Genomic DNA, 15037 nt, shown 5'->3' on the forward strand with positions numbered 1-15037 from the left:
GATTTATAGCTTATTTATGAACAGCTACAGCTTGTTTGCCTAATTCCTGATAACTTTTGAAAAATTGATCGACATTGTAAGTAACATACCCTTTTAAAGGATCCATTACGACTACCTTATCACCTAAATGTCCAGTTAAGACGACTGCATGTAAGTTCATAAAAGCATCATGCGGAGTCGTTTCCCCTGTATAAATCCAGCCTCTTTCTGCTTTTCGTTTAGGCTTTGATAAATCTAGCGTTACCCATGTCACAACAGGAATACCTTCACGCACAAGCTGTAAAATATCATCCTGCGAGGCGTTACTCATATTTTTGACATGTAGGTTAGCTTGTTTATCGGTAATAACTGCCTCAGCCGCTTTGACAATTGGAGCAGCAAAAACATACATGCCACGAGCTTTATCACGAGGATTACCTGCAAAAGCTTCATTGGGATTTGGTCCAAAACGTTGATTGCCTACTGTTCGTATTTCTTGCTTTGGTAAGTATTTGTCAGTCATTTCGAGTTTTGACACATTCATCCCAAAATAATTTAATACGGCTGTAAGTGAAGTAATTTCACAGCCATGTGGCAGCTCAGGGTTTTGCATGACAACAGGGACATCTAACTCCTGATCGTCTCTTAAAAAGTGTGTTTGTAATCGATAATAGGGCTTTGTTGTATCGTAAGTGAAATTCTCGATTGTTGTATACCCATTATTTGTCGTACTATTTTCAAGTGTTGTTGCCGCAATTGCATATTCTCTCCCTGCCTTTAGCTTCGAAAATATAGCCTCTCCCTCTTCTGAACCAATCGCTTCTTCCACTACATCACCTGTTTGTACATCTGTAACCGTAAGGAAGAGATTTGGAATAGGTGCCCCGCTATTAAATTCTACTGTTAAAACCGTTAATTGATTTTTTTGTTCAGCATCTTGCTGAGAAAATGGCTGACAGCCTGAAAGTAACATAATAATCAAAATGCCAATAAGTAAAAGGCGTTTATACCCCGTCCACAAGACAAATTCCGCTCCTATTCTAAGGCGAAGAGCAGCCCCTTCGCCATTCTGTTATTCAATTTGTCGTAGACTCTATTATACGATACTTTCATAGCCGTTCCTATTTTATCTTGATTTAGTAACTATTTTTTGTACTAATAGCGAGTTACACCCAAGACGTAAACCCCAAAAATCTGGATAGCAATTATGCCAAAGGATAATGGAACTGTCTTAAATCGTTGTCACTTTCGGCCGTAATGTATGCTTTAGGACCTTCCCAGAGGCATTTCGTGGCAATTCTATTAAAAATTCAATTTCATAAGGTACTTTGTATTTGGCAAGTCGTGTTTGACAATAGGATAGTATCGAATTTTCATCAAGAGACTTTCCCTCCTTTAACACCACAAATGCTTTTGGTACTTCTCCATATACTTCATGTGGCAATCCAATCACTGCAGCTTCTAAAATTTCTGGCATTTGATATAGAACTTCTTCTATTTCGATTGGGTAAATATTTTCTCCACCACGAATAATCATATCTTTTTTTCGATCTACAATATATAAATAGCCTTCCTCATCAAAGCGACCTAAATCGCCTGAGTACAGCCAGCCATCCCTAATCGCTCTTGCTGTTTCCTCTGAATTGCGCAAATAGCCCTTCATTACTTGTGGCCCTCTTACGCAAATTTCGCCCACCTCTCCAGCTGGTACGACCTTTCCTTCACTATCAACTACACAAACCTCTGTCTGTGCTAATGGTTTTCCCACTGAGCCAATTTTCGTCAATGCATCTGTATCTAGCAGAGAGGTAGCTGCAGGTGAATTTTCAGTTTGACCATAAAGATTTTGAACCTTTACATTTGGAAATGCTTCTTTCACTTGCTTTACTAGCTCATAAGGCATCGGGGCAGCCCCGTAACATAATAAACGTAAATGATTAAAGCTATGTTCCTTGAATCCTGGAGTATTTAATATGATCGTATACATAGATGGAACACCAAAGAAAATTGTTGCCTCAGTCGCTACAATTTGAGCTAACGTTTTAGTTGGTGAAAATGCTTCTTCAATGACCACTGTTCCCCCACGATAAAACATAGGCATAGCAAATACGTGAAGACCTGCACAATGAAACAAAGGCGTACAAATAAACATTTTGTCTTTGCTAGACATTTTCATAGAAGACGACCAAATATCTGCTGTAGCCACGATATTCTGATGCGTTAGCATGACGCCTTTCGGTTTACCTGTTGTTCCTGATGTATACATGACCACTGCCGTATCGTCAGCCTCTAATTGCACAATTTTTCTAACACGATTATCATATTCAATTATGTTTTTCATTTCGTGAAATCCGATTGTATGTTGGAATGAATAGGAGACGTCCTCTAATATCTCTGTTAATCTTTCATCAAAAATTAAGCCCCTTGCTTGTGAATGATTAAAAATAAAATCAACCTCAGGAGCAGCTAATTTAGTGTTAATAGGCATTACAATAAATCCAGCTAATTGGACGCCTAAATAAGCGATTAAAAATAAATCTGAATTGAGCGTATATAGGGCAATCACATCATTTTTTTCAAAATCTTGTTCCTGCAAGTAAGCCGCAAATCTTTCTACACGTTGGTAAAAATCATGATAGCTTAATGCCTTTCCATCATACAGTGTTGCAATTGCATTTGGTTGCTGCCCTGCGTAGTCTTCAAGAATATCTGTCATAAACTTCGTCATTATAAGCCCTCCATACATTCATTTTATTATTACTGAATAAACAAGAATGGGAAACTATTAAACTTCTTAAAATTCTGAAAATTACGATTATATTTTATCAGGCAATGTATTTCTTGGCAATTTTTCCACACATTCAAAATATGTAGCTGAAGTAACGAAATATTCTTAGACATTTTACTTTTCTAGCAATTTCTATTGGGTGTATGATACTTGTACCATTATTATTAGGAAAGGCCGGGTTTAAATGCTTTATGCACTTTTAGGAGATTTACATTCTAATATAGAAGACACTAAAGCTGTTCTAGCTCATATTCAACAAACAGCAGAGGAAGCAAAAATCATTGGGTTAGGGGATTTATATGAATGCACTGTTAGTAAGAAAAAGGCACAAACCATATCTGGCTTACCTTTGCAAAAGGCGGCCATAGTAGAAAGTGAATTTGAAAAACTGCTAACCTTCCCCTCTATTCGAGGCAATCAAGAAGAACGTATTACTCAGGTCACTGGCATTGAACGTTTTAAAGCTTTACCTGAGACAATAGAGATTGATGGAGCCACGCTTATGCACGGACATCAATTTAAGTGGAATGTAAGCTGGCAACCGACTTTCCCATCCTTTCAAAAACCATTATTTTTCTTTGGGCATAGTCACGAATCAGGTCTTTATCATCAACAAAAAAAGCTGCCGATTCGTATTCGCTACGGGCAACCAATTGCGTTACAAGACAAACAATATGGTGTGAATGTAGGCTCTGTTATCAATCACCGTGAATGGTGTCTTTATGATAGCCAAAAGCGTACAGTGACATTTATGTGTGTTCCACCTATTAATCTATAAAAGAGCAAGCTAGTATGTAGACTAGCTTGCTTTCCAATTTTTAATGAATATATTGCTTTTTCCCGCTCAATAAAATTTCCTTTAACTCTTTTAACTTTTCAATTACAGCATACGATTCATCCGTAATTTCTTTTAGGTATTTTTCAGCGCCCGTTTTATTGCCTACATTGTATTCACGCACTGCTTTTTTTGCTATATCATGCACGTAAATAAATGGTTGTTCTAACTCTGCGTAGACACGCTCATCACCTAACAGTTTCTTTCCTGTGCCGTAATACCACTCGCCAAGGCGTGATTCTTTTGGAGACCCTACATCCTGCTCCGTCATCGTTTCAAAGCCTAGTAGCAAATTGTAGATTTTCCATCTCCACAATAGATGGTCGGTAATAGCTAATTCAATAATATCCTCTTGGCTAATAATAAAGTTTTTAGAAATTGTTGTGGATCGGTATCCATCAATCATTTTACTTAACTTATAAATGGCAGAGCCCATATCAAAAACGATTACCTTACTTTTTTGCATGCTTTCTGTAATAGTATGGTTACGTTCAGAAATAGTAGTAGCAGATTGTGCCTGAACCTTTGTCGTTGTAGCTATTTCCTCAAAGCGCGCCCCCTGCTGCTGTAAGTTTTTATTTAGCTCAGCTAGCGTCTGTGATATATATAAGGTATCTGTAACACCTTGATGTAAATCTTGGGAAAATTGAGTCGTCAATGAACTAATATTATGGGTAATATGAAGTAGCTCCTGTATATCTGTATGTATAGATTTGACAGATGTACTTGTATCATCAGCAAGTTTCCGAACTTCCTCTGCAACAACCGCAAAACCTTTTCCTGCTTCTCCAGCACGAGCGGCCTCTATTGATGCATTTAAAGCCAGCAAATTTGTTTGATCTGCTATTTTTTTAATTAATTCCATTAATTTCGCTACACTATTTACACGTTCAACTAAACGCCTAATATCTTCCTGCATTGATTTATGGCCTTCATCGGTTGTCTGTAAAATAGATGATACTTGTTGTAATGATTCCAAATCCTGATTTAATTTTTTAAAGGCATACTTTGTTTGCTCTGAAATATCACCAACTGATGTGGCAATTTCTTCAATACTTTCGTCTAACTCATGCATTAATTGATCTGCTGCTACAATTTCCTGTTGTTGAATCTCCTGAAATTCAATCAGTTCCTTAATGGTATCTAACTGTGTATTATAAGTAATTATTTCACCTAATCCATTTACTACGGATCCTGCTTGAATTTCAATATAGGTCTCTAAAATAATTTGTTGATCAATTGTTACTAAGCTATCGTAAGACAATAAAACATCCAGCATTTTTTCTTCATCACGAGATAGTTCTTTGACAATAAGCGGAATGATTAATTGATTAATCAGTGTATAGGCAGAAATCATCCAATTCGGTAGTACACCAATTCTTGCATGAACATACGCAATTTTACGACGCTTAAAGACATAATCTAAATCTAATTCATCATCAAATAAGCTAATAAAATGTGTATCAAACAATCCTTTTAAACGCTCTACTGTCGAATGTGTATTGATGACATGATTAAACTCTGGAATTTCCAGTAGACGAGCATAAAAATTATCGAGTATATGCTGTCGATTATTCTCGTAAATTTTACGTAAAAACCCTACAGATTCTCTTCTAATTCTAGATAAAGCAAGGAAATCCAATTTTTCTTTAAAACGTTCATTTGTTTCGATGTCTGAATTTTTCGTAGCCGAAAAATAATCATAACTTTGATTAATCTTCTTCCTTTTGAACATAGCTCCCACTCCTAGTTGTATTCAAGTAAAATATAATTACCAATATTTTAAAGCCAATTATAGATTTCTCTTCATTACCTTCAACTAATAAAACATATATATTTTACCAACAATAGAATGACAAAAATAGATTCTCATTTAATTCTTTACACTTTATTATTTTTTCGTCCACTTTATTGACAATTTCTTATTTTCTTAGTTAAACACTGTCTTTACGCAGAAAAAGCGCTAAAATCCCAATTGATTTAGCGCCTTCTTCCCATATAAACTTCTCGTTAGTGCTAGCACTCACAATCGCAATTTTGTAAGCTATCCAGTAGCTTTTCCATGGCTTCTAGTTGCTCACACAGCGTTTGAATCATGCAACGTAGGATTGGAATTAACTCTTGACAGATGCAGAATCTAAGCACATTTTGTGCCAGTCGTATACCACCCTGATGATGGACGATCATTTCCCGAAGATAATTGATATTAATGCTATTAGAGACTGGTGGAGCACACATTGCATTGAACATAGCTTCTGTAATTTCTTTGTAAGCACACATATACTCGTATAATTCATACTCTGAATTTTGTACGACACAACATCGATTTTGTATCGCTTCAAGACTCTCAACCATTTCTGTATGTGTGCGAATGATTTCTAATGCGAGATTTTGCACAGGTATATTCGTTGTATAACGTAAAACATTTTCAGACATTTGGATTGCTGCAACTTGATGAGGGATGATTTGCTTAATAAAATTTTCTGAGATACTACAAGTAATGGTAACATAGGTCATACCCTGCATCATTTTTTTGAGGATTCGCTGATATTCCTCTAAATATGCCTTTGTCACATTACTGAGTTCAATTGGTTTAGCCATTAGACACACTCCTTTCAGAGTAATGTATGCCTGCTAGGTTGTTGTGCGATAGACAATTGTACCAATTGCTCAATTTTTACCAATCTTTATCATCGTAGAAAACTATACTTGCTCTTTCTTATATGTATCTATGCATGTTGAACAAATGCATAGATTTGGCTCTCTTTGAACTGAAGTTAACAGGGTTTCTGGTATGCTAACTGTCATACACCAGCACTCTTTTTCACCTCTTGCCACGCCACAATGGTTTTCGCCTCCGCATAATGGACATTTCATTTCTCCAGTTGTCATGCTTTTACAACTCCTTTATTTTTCACCATTGTAAAATAAAAAGGGAAGAGCGCTCAATACCTTGCTCCTCCCAAAACTTTTACTGTTGATGCCTGTGTATATCTTGTTTTACTTCTTCAATGTCAGTGTCGCTATAAATAGACGTTCCACGTCCACCACTTTTTGCTAACAGGGCCTTCACTTCATTATAGGATAATCCTGCATCTGCATTTTTTTGCTTCACTTCGTTAATATTTGTACCTGCAGATGTAAACTGGATGTCTTTTTCACGATTCATCATTTTTACCTCCTATAATTCATCTGGCTGCATTTCAATTAATTCGTCGCCTTCTCTTTTTACACGCTTATTGAGTTCCTCTATTGGAATGGCATCTACAGTTTGCATATCCTCATGCAGATCGAAAAGACTAATCGTATCTGATTCAACCATATCAGGCTTGTCCTTACTATTTAAATTCATGAACATTTTCTTTTCATGTGGTATTTTTTCGATGTCCATTCTGTCACACTCCTTTACCTTTAATGTGTGTAATGCTGAACAGATTATGTGTCTTTCTCTTTCGCACTTTTATCTATTCGATGATACTCAGCTATTTGAATAACTCGTACATGTTTTGTGTGCAGTTCATGGTATATTCCCCTACTATCCGTAAAGGAGATATATTGATCGCGTTCATTTTTCACTAATTTTTCTGCCTCTTGTTGCGATTCAATAAAAATGAATCTTCGAACATAATGTACCTCATCAAAAAAATACGTAATTTTAAATTCCTTCATCTTTATGCCCCTTAATCCTGCAATGTCACCGTTTATTCTGTCCAGAAACTGAAAAACTTTGCATTCCTAACATTACCTAAAACATCTGAAGCATATAGTAGAGCAATAAATCTTTGCATTGGAGTGAATAATAATTGATTCATACTGTCAAAGCTGGTGAAACCCTTGCTCAAATTTCTCAAGATTACCGTACACCTTTGGCATCCATTATCGCTGCTAATCCAGGAATTCAGCCTGACCATCTTTTCATGGGTCAACAAATTATCATCCCCGGCTTGCCCGACCCTGAAGCAATTCCTTATCGTATCGAGATATCCACCAATAATCGCTGGCTCCGTTTATATAAAAACAATATCCTTCAAAAACAATACCCAATTGCAGTCGGACGCATGCTTCACGAAACACCTGTAGGTAGTTTTATTATCATCAATAAAGCGCCAAACCCTGGCGGTCCTTTTGGCACGATGTGGATGAGTCTTTCTAAAGAACATTACGGAATTCATGGCACAAATGATCCTAGCTCGATTGGGCATGCTGTTTCACATGGGTGTATCCGCATGCAAAATCGAGATGTTGAAGAGCTAGCCAGTATTGTGCCAATAGGTACAGAGGTAGTGATTCATCCCTAACTAAAAAGGCTATCTAGTCAGTTTAGATAGCCTTTAGATTTAATTATCTTGTTCTCTAGCCTGTGCAAGCTTTGTTAAATAGTATTGCTCTTCACGCCACATATGATCCGCCATCGGAGCTGTAAATGTACCTAGCACCTCTGCACTTAGCTCCATTTCTTCTAATTCTCTTAAGAATGTTTTAAATAATGTCATTTCTAGCTCAACATCTTTATTAAATCGTTTTAAAGCTGGAAAGGAATCGATATTCGTACGTAAATAGCCTGTTAATTCTACGGCCTTTAAGTAAAATTGTTCAAAGTGTTGAGCAAACTCATGACTCTTTTGCTTCAAACGCTTCTCAACACCATCTAAATCATCATTAATAATGCCTGCATGTCCAGAGGCATCTAAAAGCCAAACTAAATGATGATGAAGTTCATGGATAATCGGTGGTGCTTCTCCTTTTTTCAAGTAATTCAGCACATTTTGGTATTCCTCTAATTCATTGACCATATGGTTGACAAACGTAGGCGTTAAATGAATCCCAATATCCCCCAATAGTTGATGTCTAAGTAGATGAAGCTTGAATTGTTTAAATTGCTCAACATTGTCGTCCACGGACACTGAAAAAGATACAGCATTTGAATCATCGAGCGAAGGTATATACGCAAGTAGCTGCGAGAATTGATAAATATACGTATGGGCATTTTGAATAGCATCCTTTTCTGAGGAATAGAGAGCGTCATGAATAAATTGAGCATGATTTTGCATAATTTCTAGCCAAAATCTATGCTCAAAAATAGCATGTTGCACAAAATTAGACAAAGGTTTACCTCCTCTTAACTTGATTTTAGAGAAATAACTAAAAAATTTACTCGGAGCTGTCTTTGATTTTGTTGTCTCTCCATTCTATTCTTTGCGTTATACAATTAGTCGTATATTTCGTATAGGATGAAATGCTAAAAGCTATACTACCTATGGCAAAAGCATTTAGAAGGCTTTATTTAAAACTATAGGAGGGAATACGTTGTCAACAAGTAAACAGCTATTATCCATATTCGCCCTAGGTGGGATAAATGAAATTGGTAAAAATATGTATGTAGTACAATATGCAGATGACATAATTATTATTGATTGCGGAGCAAAATTTCCTGATGAAACACTGCTTGGAATTGATTTAATCATTCCAGATATTACGTATTTACTTGATAATAAGGAGAAAATTAAGGCATTAATTGTCACGCATGGTCATGAGGATCATATTGGTGGTATTCCTTACTTACTAAAAAAATTAAATGTCCCTGTGTATGCTACCCGATTCACGCTTGGACTTATTGAATTAAAGCTGAAGGAACATAAACTTTTAAGAGGAACCGATTTAATTGAAATTCATGCAGACTCAGCTCTACATTTAGGACAAATCGATGTTAGTTTCTTTAGAACCAATCATAGTATACCCGATTGTTTAGGAATCGTTTTAGCCACACCAGAAGGAAACGTTGTCCATACTGGAGATTTTAAATTTGACCTAACGCCTGTTAACAACCAATTTGCTGATATTCATAAAATGGCTGAAATCGGTTCAAATGGTGTGCTAGTTCTTATCTCGGAAAGTACAAATGCAGAAAGACCAGGTTTGACACCTTCAGAGCAACTTGTAGGGCATCATATTGAGGAAGCCTTTTTACATGCTGAGCGAAAAGTAATCATCTCTACCTTTGCTTCAAATGTTAATCGTATTCAACAAATCGTACATGCAGCAATTGCCACCAATAGGAAGCTAGCTTTAGTAGGGCGTAGCATGGTCAATGTCGTTGATGTTGCAATTGAACGAGGTTATTTATTTGTACCAGAAGATCTGTTAATTGATGCACGAGAGGTCAAATACCTCCCACCAGAAGAGGTGGTGGTCCTCTGCACAGGTAGCCAAGGCGAGCCTCTAGCTGCACTTGCAAGAATAGCAAATGGTAATCATCGTGAAATTAAAGTTTTACCAGACGATACAGTCATTCTTGCCGCTTCACCAATCCCTGGTAATGAAAAGGGCGTTTCTCGCATTGTGGACAATTTGTTTCAGCTTGGTGCTAAGGTTATTTATGGTTCTTCCAGTCATACAGGTATGCATGTATCAGGACATGGTCATCAAGAGGACTTGAAACTTATGCTGACGTTTATGAAGCCTAAATTCTTCATCCCTATTCATGGTGAGTACCGTATGTTACATCAACATCGTTTATTAGCAGAATCTATTGGCGTTCAAAAGGGACATACATTTATTATGAAAAATGGGGATGTTGTTGATATTGAAGATTCAAAGGCAAGGCAAACACGGAAAATTCCAGCTGGGGATACCTATGTAGATGGGATTGGCATTGGTGAGGTCGAAGGAATTGTCCTCCGTGATCGCAAGCAACTTTCAGAAGATGGAATGCTTGTTATTGTATTGACACTCAATAAAGCTGACGGTGGTTTTATTTCAGAACCCGATACCATTTCACGTGGTTTTGTTTATGCTAAAGATTTCGAGGCACTGTTAACTAAAGTCAATGTGCTTTCCAAAGAAATCGTCAATGAGCTTCAAGAAGAGGGCAGACAGCAAATACATGTCCTTCGCCGAGAAATTAAAAGAGCTGTTGGACAATATTTATTTACCCAAACAAAACGTAAGCCCATGATTTTACCAATTATTATTGAAATTTAACAAGTCGGTGCAAGGATTGCTCAATCCATTTGCACCGACTTATGTTAATTGCTCAGCATTTGAAAGGAGGAATCATTTAAGAAATCTCCATTATAAATCTTATGTAACATATCCGCATATAAAGATTGGAGCTGGTCAAAGCTATGATGTAAGTTTTTTGAATGCTGATTTACTTGTTTTGACACATTATCGAAATACTGTGGAAGTTTTTCTACCGCTGTGACTAAAGAATCTTTATTCATTAATAGATGTTGAATAGCGTTTAATAGTTGAGCTGCTCTATGCTGTATATCAAGAGGAGGTAATTCGATTATTAAACGAAGGATATGACGCTTCTCTTTATTTAATTGATACCATTTAAAAAAGTGAAATAAATAGTCACTAACAACAATGGATTCATTTGGAATAATGGCAATGATATCATGACCGATGCACACAGCTTTTTTACATTGATAAATAATGGTTTCCTTTACATTTAATTTGTTGAGAAGAATGCTTTTTGCAGGTACTAGTGACAAATTTAATGAATCAACCGTGTGATCAATCTTTGGCACTTGACTAGCATCATCATCTACCATTAATTTCAAGAGTGTTGCTTTGGTGATAAAAGGAGTACCTTCCCTAGTAAAATATTGATCGTTCACAATTAAATGACCAATTTGGACTTTTGCTATTTCTTCTAAAAAAAACTGCTTCACCATGTATGAACCCTCCAATCCTCTGTCCCAATTAATACCCTGAATTCAATCTTCATTAACGCATGCCTAGTTATTTATTTAGGTCATTTGTCTGGATAAAAGTATTACTCTAAAGATTGTACCATTTTAATGGAACTTTTTCTCTATTATACCACTATAATAGTATAGTCATTTCCATTGTTTTTCACTAGCTTTTAACATAGAGGTGAATCATATGTCAGATTTTTTAAAGCTAGTAGGTGAACAACTTCGGATTATTCGATTATCTAAAGGACTTAGCCAAGAAGAAGTGGCTGAAAGAACAGGGAAGTTGGGTTTCAGTAAAGGAAGAGTTTCCAATATTGAGCATGGACAATCTAATATTACCTTAAGTACTTTGGAAACAATCATGAAGGCATTAGACATTACCCCTGAGGAGCTATTTAATTTTCAAAAATTATCTGGCGTTACTGATATTGAGGAGAAAAACCTCATGCTAGACATTCATCGCTCATTATTAAGAGAACGAAATTTAGACGAGGTAAAATATGTAGTTCGTATAACGAAGGATTTTTTAGATACGATTGATTCTCAATCAAAGAAAAACAGCTCTAACGGTCAATGACCATTGGAGCTGCTTCTTTATTTCAACGTAACTTTTTAGAAGCTACATACCAAACTTTTGACGATAGCCGCATTTTCTACATAGTTCTTCCACAGCTTCTCTTCTTGAGAAGCCTTCAACAATCTTATTGGCACGCTCTCCTTCTACAATGTCGGAGAAGGATTTTTCATGTACATTCCCTAAATTAATGACACCTTCACCATCCAAACAGCAAGGTACAACGGTACCATCCACCAATATAGCTGCTTGACTACGCAGAGCATGACAAAAGCCCTTGCCTTCATCCTCTGGTTCTAGGAGACTTGGCCATCTAAACTCATGATCTTGATTTAAATACACATGCGGGGCAATTTTTACCCCTTTACCAGGTTCTACTTTTTCTTCTATACGATAATCAAGATGATACTCATTTTCTAATATTTCTAAAGTCTCGCGGTTGCGACGAGCTGCAACATCTGAAACATGATCCTGTTGTAGATTCCATAAACGATAGGAAATAATCGTATTGTATTCCCTAGAATCTCGCACAAAATCCAAAATATCTCCTAAATATTTTTCACGATTTTCGGAGCCTTCATGCCCATCAAAGCTATGCAACGAGAAATTAATTTGACGTAATGCTGGCTTTCCTAATATTTTCTCGCGATTCTTTTTGATTAGCGTACCATTCGTTGTAATATTGACTTTGAATCCTTTTGCATGGGCAGCATCTAATAGCTGATCAATTCTTGGATGTAGTAATGGCTCTCCTTTCACATGCAAATAAATATATTTTGTATGTGGACGAATTTCATCTAATATTTTATTAAATTGTTCGACTTTAATAAGCCCCTTTGCACGCGCTGTAGGTGGACAAAAACTGCATGCTAAATTACAAACGCTTGTAATTTCTATATAAACCTTTTTAAATGTTCTCAATGTTGCTTCTCCGTTCCCATTCACTAAATAATCAAATCTCATTCATTTTAACAAATTTATTGGATAGATAGCAAAAATCGTTGAGCTTCCCTCTGGCCACTCCTACCTTTTCTCTAGGTAACATGGCTACACGTACAGGTGGGTTCAAGAAGCGCTAATATCTTAATAGTAATAGGAATGGAAGGGAGGAAAAACGATGTCTAGTTTTAATTCTAAAAAATTTTATGGACCTGACGAACCTGAGCAGGAATCCTCTAACAAGCAAGGGAAAAATCATATAACAATAAATTTTACATTCAATATAGGAAATACTGATTTTCACTTTGAGCAGCGTGCAGAAGGCGGAGGCCAAATCAATCATGATGTAGGCACAAATGCCAACCAAGGTGGACAAAACGCTAGTAACGGTAGTCATACACGCAACGTCAATTCACAGTTTGCTGACGGTAATGGAAGAAGCGGTATTGCTGGTAATCATAATGACGAGGCTGGTGGGCAACAAGGCATTAAAGTACGAGATAGTCTTGTCATTGATAGTGATATTCATTCATCCTCTAACCATAGTGAAAGTAATGAAGAGACTGATGTATTAACTGAAGAAGGCGAGTAGATTGGTTTCAAAAAGATCATATCAGTCGCAAAAAAAGTCCTTTTGGCAAGAACAGGCTCTGTGCTCTGCCACAGGAAAGCTAGTAGCTTGCAACCGATTGTTGACCTTTTCTAAAAACTACTATTAATGGTTTTGTTTTTCAATGCGATGAAAAAACTTCTATCTGCTTGATGGTACCCTCAACAGATAGAAGTTTTTTTATTATACATTGCGTTTATAATTTTTTGTGCCGTCATATGAATAGAGCATCGGCTTTTTATCCACATAGGTTTCTAAATGAACAGGACGTCCCCATAGCTGGTAAATATAAGGTAATACATTTTCTAAATAGTGTGGATCTAACTCCATCCCTTCATAGCCATGAACTAAATATAGCTCGCCATTCCGCAAATAATCACCATTTTTCACCACAATATATGGGAAGCCGCCGTTTACACGCATGGATACGAGTTGATCGCGAACCATCTCGTGATCCTTATCCGTTATACGGTATTCATTCCCTTTCTTTTGGAACAAGTACAAATCTTCACGCTTCGCTAAATCCTTTGTTAAATAGTTTCGAATAAAGGAAATATCTGATTCTACCTCTCTTACCTCAAAAATCTTTTCACGTCCCGTATTTGGCAAAACACCTAACCGTTTCATTTCCTCAGTAGGATTATTATAGCGATTTTCAATATCCTCGAAAATTTTAATCCCAAGATAATATGGATTAATCGATGTTTTGGAGGGCTGCACAACCCCCGCATTTAATTTGGCATATTCGATCGTTTCAGCAGTAGTTAACTTTAGCTCCCGCATGATTCGTTGATGCCAGAAGGAGGCCCAGCCCTCGTTCATTATTTTAGTTTCTAATTGAGGCCAAAAATAAAGCATTTCCTCTCGCATCATTGTTAATATATCTCGTTGCCAGTCTTCCAATTCACGGCTATGTTCCTCTAAGAATAACAACAGATCTTTTTCTGGCTGAGGAGGAAATTGCTTTAATCTGCGTCGAATTGGTTTATAAACTTTTTCTTTTTCTTCTATACTCCATAAATCATCATACGGTGATTTTGTTGGTGGTTTTTCCTCCTCAAGCTCATCCTCTTCACTCCAGGATAGCTTCGGTCTTAAAATTGATGGATCAATATGTTCTTGAATAGCTAAAACAGCATCTAAAAACTGCTCCACCTCATCCTTGCCATACTCTCTCTCATAGCCAGCTATTCGCTCCGCAGTTGCGGTCATACTTTCTACCATATCTCTTCTTGTATTAGAAAAACGTATATTATTTTTGAAGAAATCGCAGTGTGCTAGAACATGGGCAATAATCAATTTATTTTGGGTTAAAGTATTGGTATCCAGTAAAAATGCATAGCAAGGATTTGAATTAATGACAAGCTCATAAATCTGACTAAGTCCTAAATCATATTGAAGCTTCATTTTATGAAATTGTTTGCCAAAGCTCCAATGGGAAAAGCGCGTGGGCATACCGTAGGCGCCAAATGTATAAATAATATCTGCTGGACAAATTTCATAACGCATTGGATAAAAATCTAAGCCAAAGCTTGAGGCAATTTCGGTAATTTCATCTATTGCACGATGAAGCTCTTTTGTGTCCATTTTACGCCCCCTCCTTTGA

Annotated in this window: 17 protein-coding genes; 5 read left to right on the forward strand and 12 right to left on the reverse strand. The window is 36.6% G+C overall.

Features of this window, described 5'->3' with window-relative positions; genetic code table 11:
- Positions 1–10: 10 nt before the first annotated feature.
- Positions 11–1000 (reverse strand): C39 family peptidase, encoded by a 990-nt coding sequence (locus L6W14_RS19660; protein ID WP_131521957.1) that lies wholly within the window; start codon positions 998–1000, stop codon positions 11–13.
- Between the two features lie 210 nt (positions 1001–1210).
- Positions 1211–2707: a class I adenylate-forming enzyme family protein gene (locus L6W14_RS19665; RefSeq protein ID WP_131521958.1), complete on the reverse strand. Its 1497-nt coding sequence runs from the start codon at positions 2705–2707 to the stop codon at positions 1211–1213.
- A 244-nt stretch (positions 2708–2951) separates the two neighbouring features.
- Here L6W14_RS19665 and L6W14_RS19670 point away from each other — a divergent pair, with 244 nt between their 5' ends.
- A complete protein-coding gene (locus L6W14_RS19670; protein WP_131521959.1) occupies positions 2952–3545 on the forward strand; it encodes a metallophosphoesterase family protein in 594 nt (197 codons plus the stop codon).
- A 40-nt stretch (positions 3546–3585) separates the two neighbouring features.
- Here the strand turns inward: L6W14_RS19670 and L6W14_RS19675 are convergent, their stop codons facing one another.
- The 6 genes from L6W14_RS19675 to L6W14_RS19700 form a co-directional block, all read right to left on the reverse strand.
- Positions 3586–5337 (reverse strand): methyl-accepting chemotaxis protein, encoded by a 1752-nt coding sequence (locus tag L6W14_RS19675; RefSeq protein ID WP_237898734.1) that lies wholly within the window; start codon positions 5335–5337, stop codon positions 3586–3588.
- Positions 5338–5618: 281 nt separating this feature from the next.
- The gene (locus L6W14_RS19680) at positions 5619–6203 is read right to left on the reverse strand and encodes a DUF305 domain-containing protein (RefSeq protein ID WP_004225628.1); all 585 of its coding nucleotides are present in this window, start codon (positions 6201–6203) and stop codon (positions 5619–5621) included.
- A gap of 102 nt (positions 6204–6305) precedes the next feature.
- Positions 6306–6494, reverse strand: coding sequence for a cysteine-rich CWC family protein (locus tag L6W14_RS19685; RefSeq protein WP_131521961.1), 189 nt, complete (start codon positions 6492–6494; stop codon positions 6306–6308).
- Positions 6495–6573: 79 nt separating this feature from the next.
- On the reverse strand, positions 6574–6771 hold the full coding sequence (locus L6W14_RS19690; RefSeq protein WP_131521962.1) for a gamma-type small acid-soluble spore protein: 198 nt from the start codon (positions 6769–6771) through the stop codon (positions 6574–6576).
- A gap of 12 nt (positions 6772–6783) precedes the next feature.
- The gene (locus L6W14_RS19695; protein WP_004225632.1) at positions 6784–6993 is read right to left on the reverse strand and encodes a hypothetical protein; all 210 of its coding nucleotides are present in this window, start codon (positions 6991–6993) and stop codon (positions 6784–6786) included.
- A 44-nt stretch (positions 6994–7037) separates the two neighbouring features.
- The gene (locus L6W14_RS19700) at positions 7038–7271 is read right to left on the reverse strand and encodes a hypothetical protein (protein ID WP_016993469.1); all 234 of its coding nucleotides are present in this window, start codon (positions 7269–7271) and stop codon (positions 7038–7040) included.
- A gap of 134 nt (positions 7272–7405) precedes the next feature.
- Here L6W14_RS19700 and L6W14_RS19705 point away from each other — a divergent pair, with 134 nt between their 5' ends.
- On the forward strand, positions 7406–7900 hold the full coding sequence (locus tag L6W14_RS19705) for a L,D-transpeptidase family protein (protein ID WP_131521963.1): 495 nt from the start codon (positions 7406–7408) through the stop codon (positions 7898–7900).
- A gap of 39 nt (positions 7901–7939) precedes the next feature.
- Here L6W14_RS19705 and L6W14_RS19710 read toward each other — a convergent pair whose 3' ends face one another.
- Positions 7940–8707: a DUF2935 domain-containing protein gene (locus L6W14_RS19710; protein ID WP_237898735.1), complete on the reverse strand. Its 768-nt coding sequence runs from the start codon at positions 8705–8707 to the stop codon at positions 7940–7942.
- Positions 8708–8909: 202 nt separating this feature from the next.
- On the opposite strand from L6W14_RS19710, the gene L6W14_RS19715 reads away from it, so the two are divergent.
- Positions 8910–10583, forward strand: a complete 1674-nt coding sequence (locus tag L6W14_RS19715) for a ribonuclease J (protein ID WP_131521965.1) — start codon at positions 8910–8912, stop codon at positions 10581–10583.
- Positions 10584–10627: 44 nt separating this feature from the next.
- On the opposite strand, the gene L6W14_RS19720 is transcribed toward L6W14_RS19715, so the two are convergent.
- The gene (locus tag L6W14_RS19720; RefSeq protein ID WP_131521966.1) at positions 10628–11284 is read right to left on the reverse strand and encodes a restriction endonuclease subunit S domain-containing protein; all 657 of its coding nucleotides are present in this window, start codon (positions 11282–11284) and stop codon (positions 10628–10630) included.
- 211 nt (positions 11285–11495) lie between these two features.
- Here L6W14_RS19720 and L6W14_RS19725 point away from each other — a divergent pair, with 211 nt between their 5' ends.
- Positions 11496–11885 carry a helix-turn-helix domain-containing protein gene (locus L6W14_RS19725; protein ID WP_004225641.1) on the forward strand — a complete coding sequence of 130 codons (390 nt, stop codon included), beginning with the start codon at positions 11496–11498 and terminating at the stop codon, positions 11883–11885.
- Between the two features lie 42 nt (positions 11886–11927).
- Here L6W14_RS19725 and L6W14_RS19730 read toward each other — a convergent pair whose 3' ends face one another.
- Positions 11928–12803, reverse strand: a complete 876-nt coding sequence (locus L6W14_RS19730) for a radical SAM/SPASM domain-containing protein (protein WP_131521967.1) — start codon at positions 12801–12803, stop codon at positions 11928–11930.
- Between the two features lie 196 nt (positions 12804–12999).
- On the opposite strand from L6W14_RS19730, the gene L6W14_RS19735 reads away from it, so the two are divergent.
- The gene (locus L6W14_RS19735; RefSeq protein WP_131521968.1) at positions 13000–13413 is read left to right on the forward strand and encodes a hypothetical protein; all 414 of its coding nucleotides are present in this window, start codon (positions 13000–13002) and stop codon (positions 13411–13413) included.
- 201 nt (positions 13414–13614) lie between these two features.
- Here L6W14_RS19735 and L6W14_RS19740 read toward each other — a convergent pair whose 3' ends face one another.
- Complete coding sequence (locus tag L6W14_RS19740; protein ID WP_131521969.1) at positions 13615–15018, reverse strand: SpoVR family protein; 1404 nt, start codon at positions 15016–15018, stop codon at positions 13615–13617.
- Positions 15019–15037: the final 19 nt, after the last annotated feature.

It is taken from the genome of Lysinibacillus sp. ACHW1.5, from assembly GCF_022014815.1.
Classification (GTDB): domain Bacteria; phylum Bacillota; class Bacilli; order Bacillales_A; family Planococcaceae; genus Lysinibacillus; species Lysinibacillus capsici.

Bases quoted from the DNA above. Each gene is read 5' to 3' on its own strand.
- L6W14_RS19665 (WP_131521958.1), bottom strand. From the start codon at position 2,707: ATGACGAAGTTTATGACAGATATTCTTGAAGACTACGCAGGGCAGCAA.
- L6W14_RS19670 (WP_131521959.1), top strand. From the start codon at position 2,952: ATGCTTTATGCACTTTTAGGAGATTTACATTCTAATATAGAAGACACT.
- L6W14_RS19675 (WP_237898734.1), bottom strand. From the start codon at position 5,337: ATGTTCAAAAGGAAGAAGATTAATCAAAGTTATGATTATTTTTCGGCT.
- L6W14_RS19680 (WP_004225628.1), bottom strand. From the start codon at position 6,203: ATGGCTAAACCAATTGAACTCAGTAATGTGACAAAGGCATATTTAGAG.
- L6W14_RS19685 (WP_131521961.1), bottom strand. From the start codon at position 6,494: ATGACAACTGGAGAAATGAAATGTCCATTATGCGGAGGCGAAAACCAT.
- L6W14_RS19690 (WP_131521962.1), bottom strand. From the start codon at position 6,771: ATGAATCGTGAAAAAGACATCCAGTTTACATCTGCAGGTACAAATATT.
- L6W14_RS19695 (WP_004225632.1), bottom strand. From the start codon at position 6,993: ATGGACATCGAAAAAATACCACATGAAAAGAAAATGTTCATGAATTTA.
- L6W14_RS19700 (WP_016993469.1), bottom strand. From the start codon at position 7,271: ATGAAGGAATTTAAAATTACGTATTTTTTTGATGAGGTACATTATGTT.
- L6W14_RS19720 (WP_131521966.1), bottom strand. From the start codon at position 11,284: ATGGTGAAGCAGTTTTTTTTAGAAGAAATAGCAAAAGTCCAAATTGGT.
- L6W14_RS19725 (WP_004225641.1), top strand. From the start codon at position 11,496: ATGTCAGATTTTTTAAAGCTAGTAGGTGAACAACTTCGGATTATTCGA.
- L6W14_RS19735 (WP_131521968.1), top strand. From the start codon at position 13,000: ATGTCTAGTTTTAATTCTAAAAAATTTTATGGACCTGACGAACCTGAG.
- L6W14_RS19740 (WP_131521969.1), bottom strand. From the start codon at position 15,018: ATGGACACAAAAGAGCTTCATCGTGCAATAGATGAAATTACCGAAATT.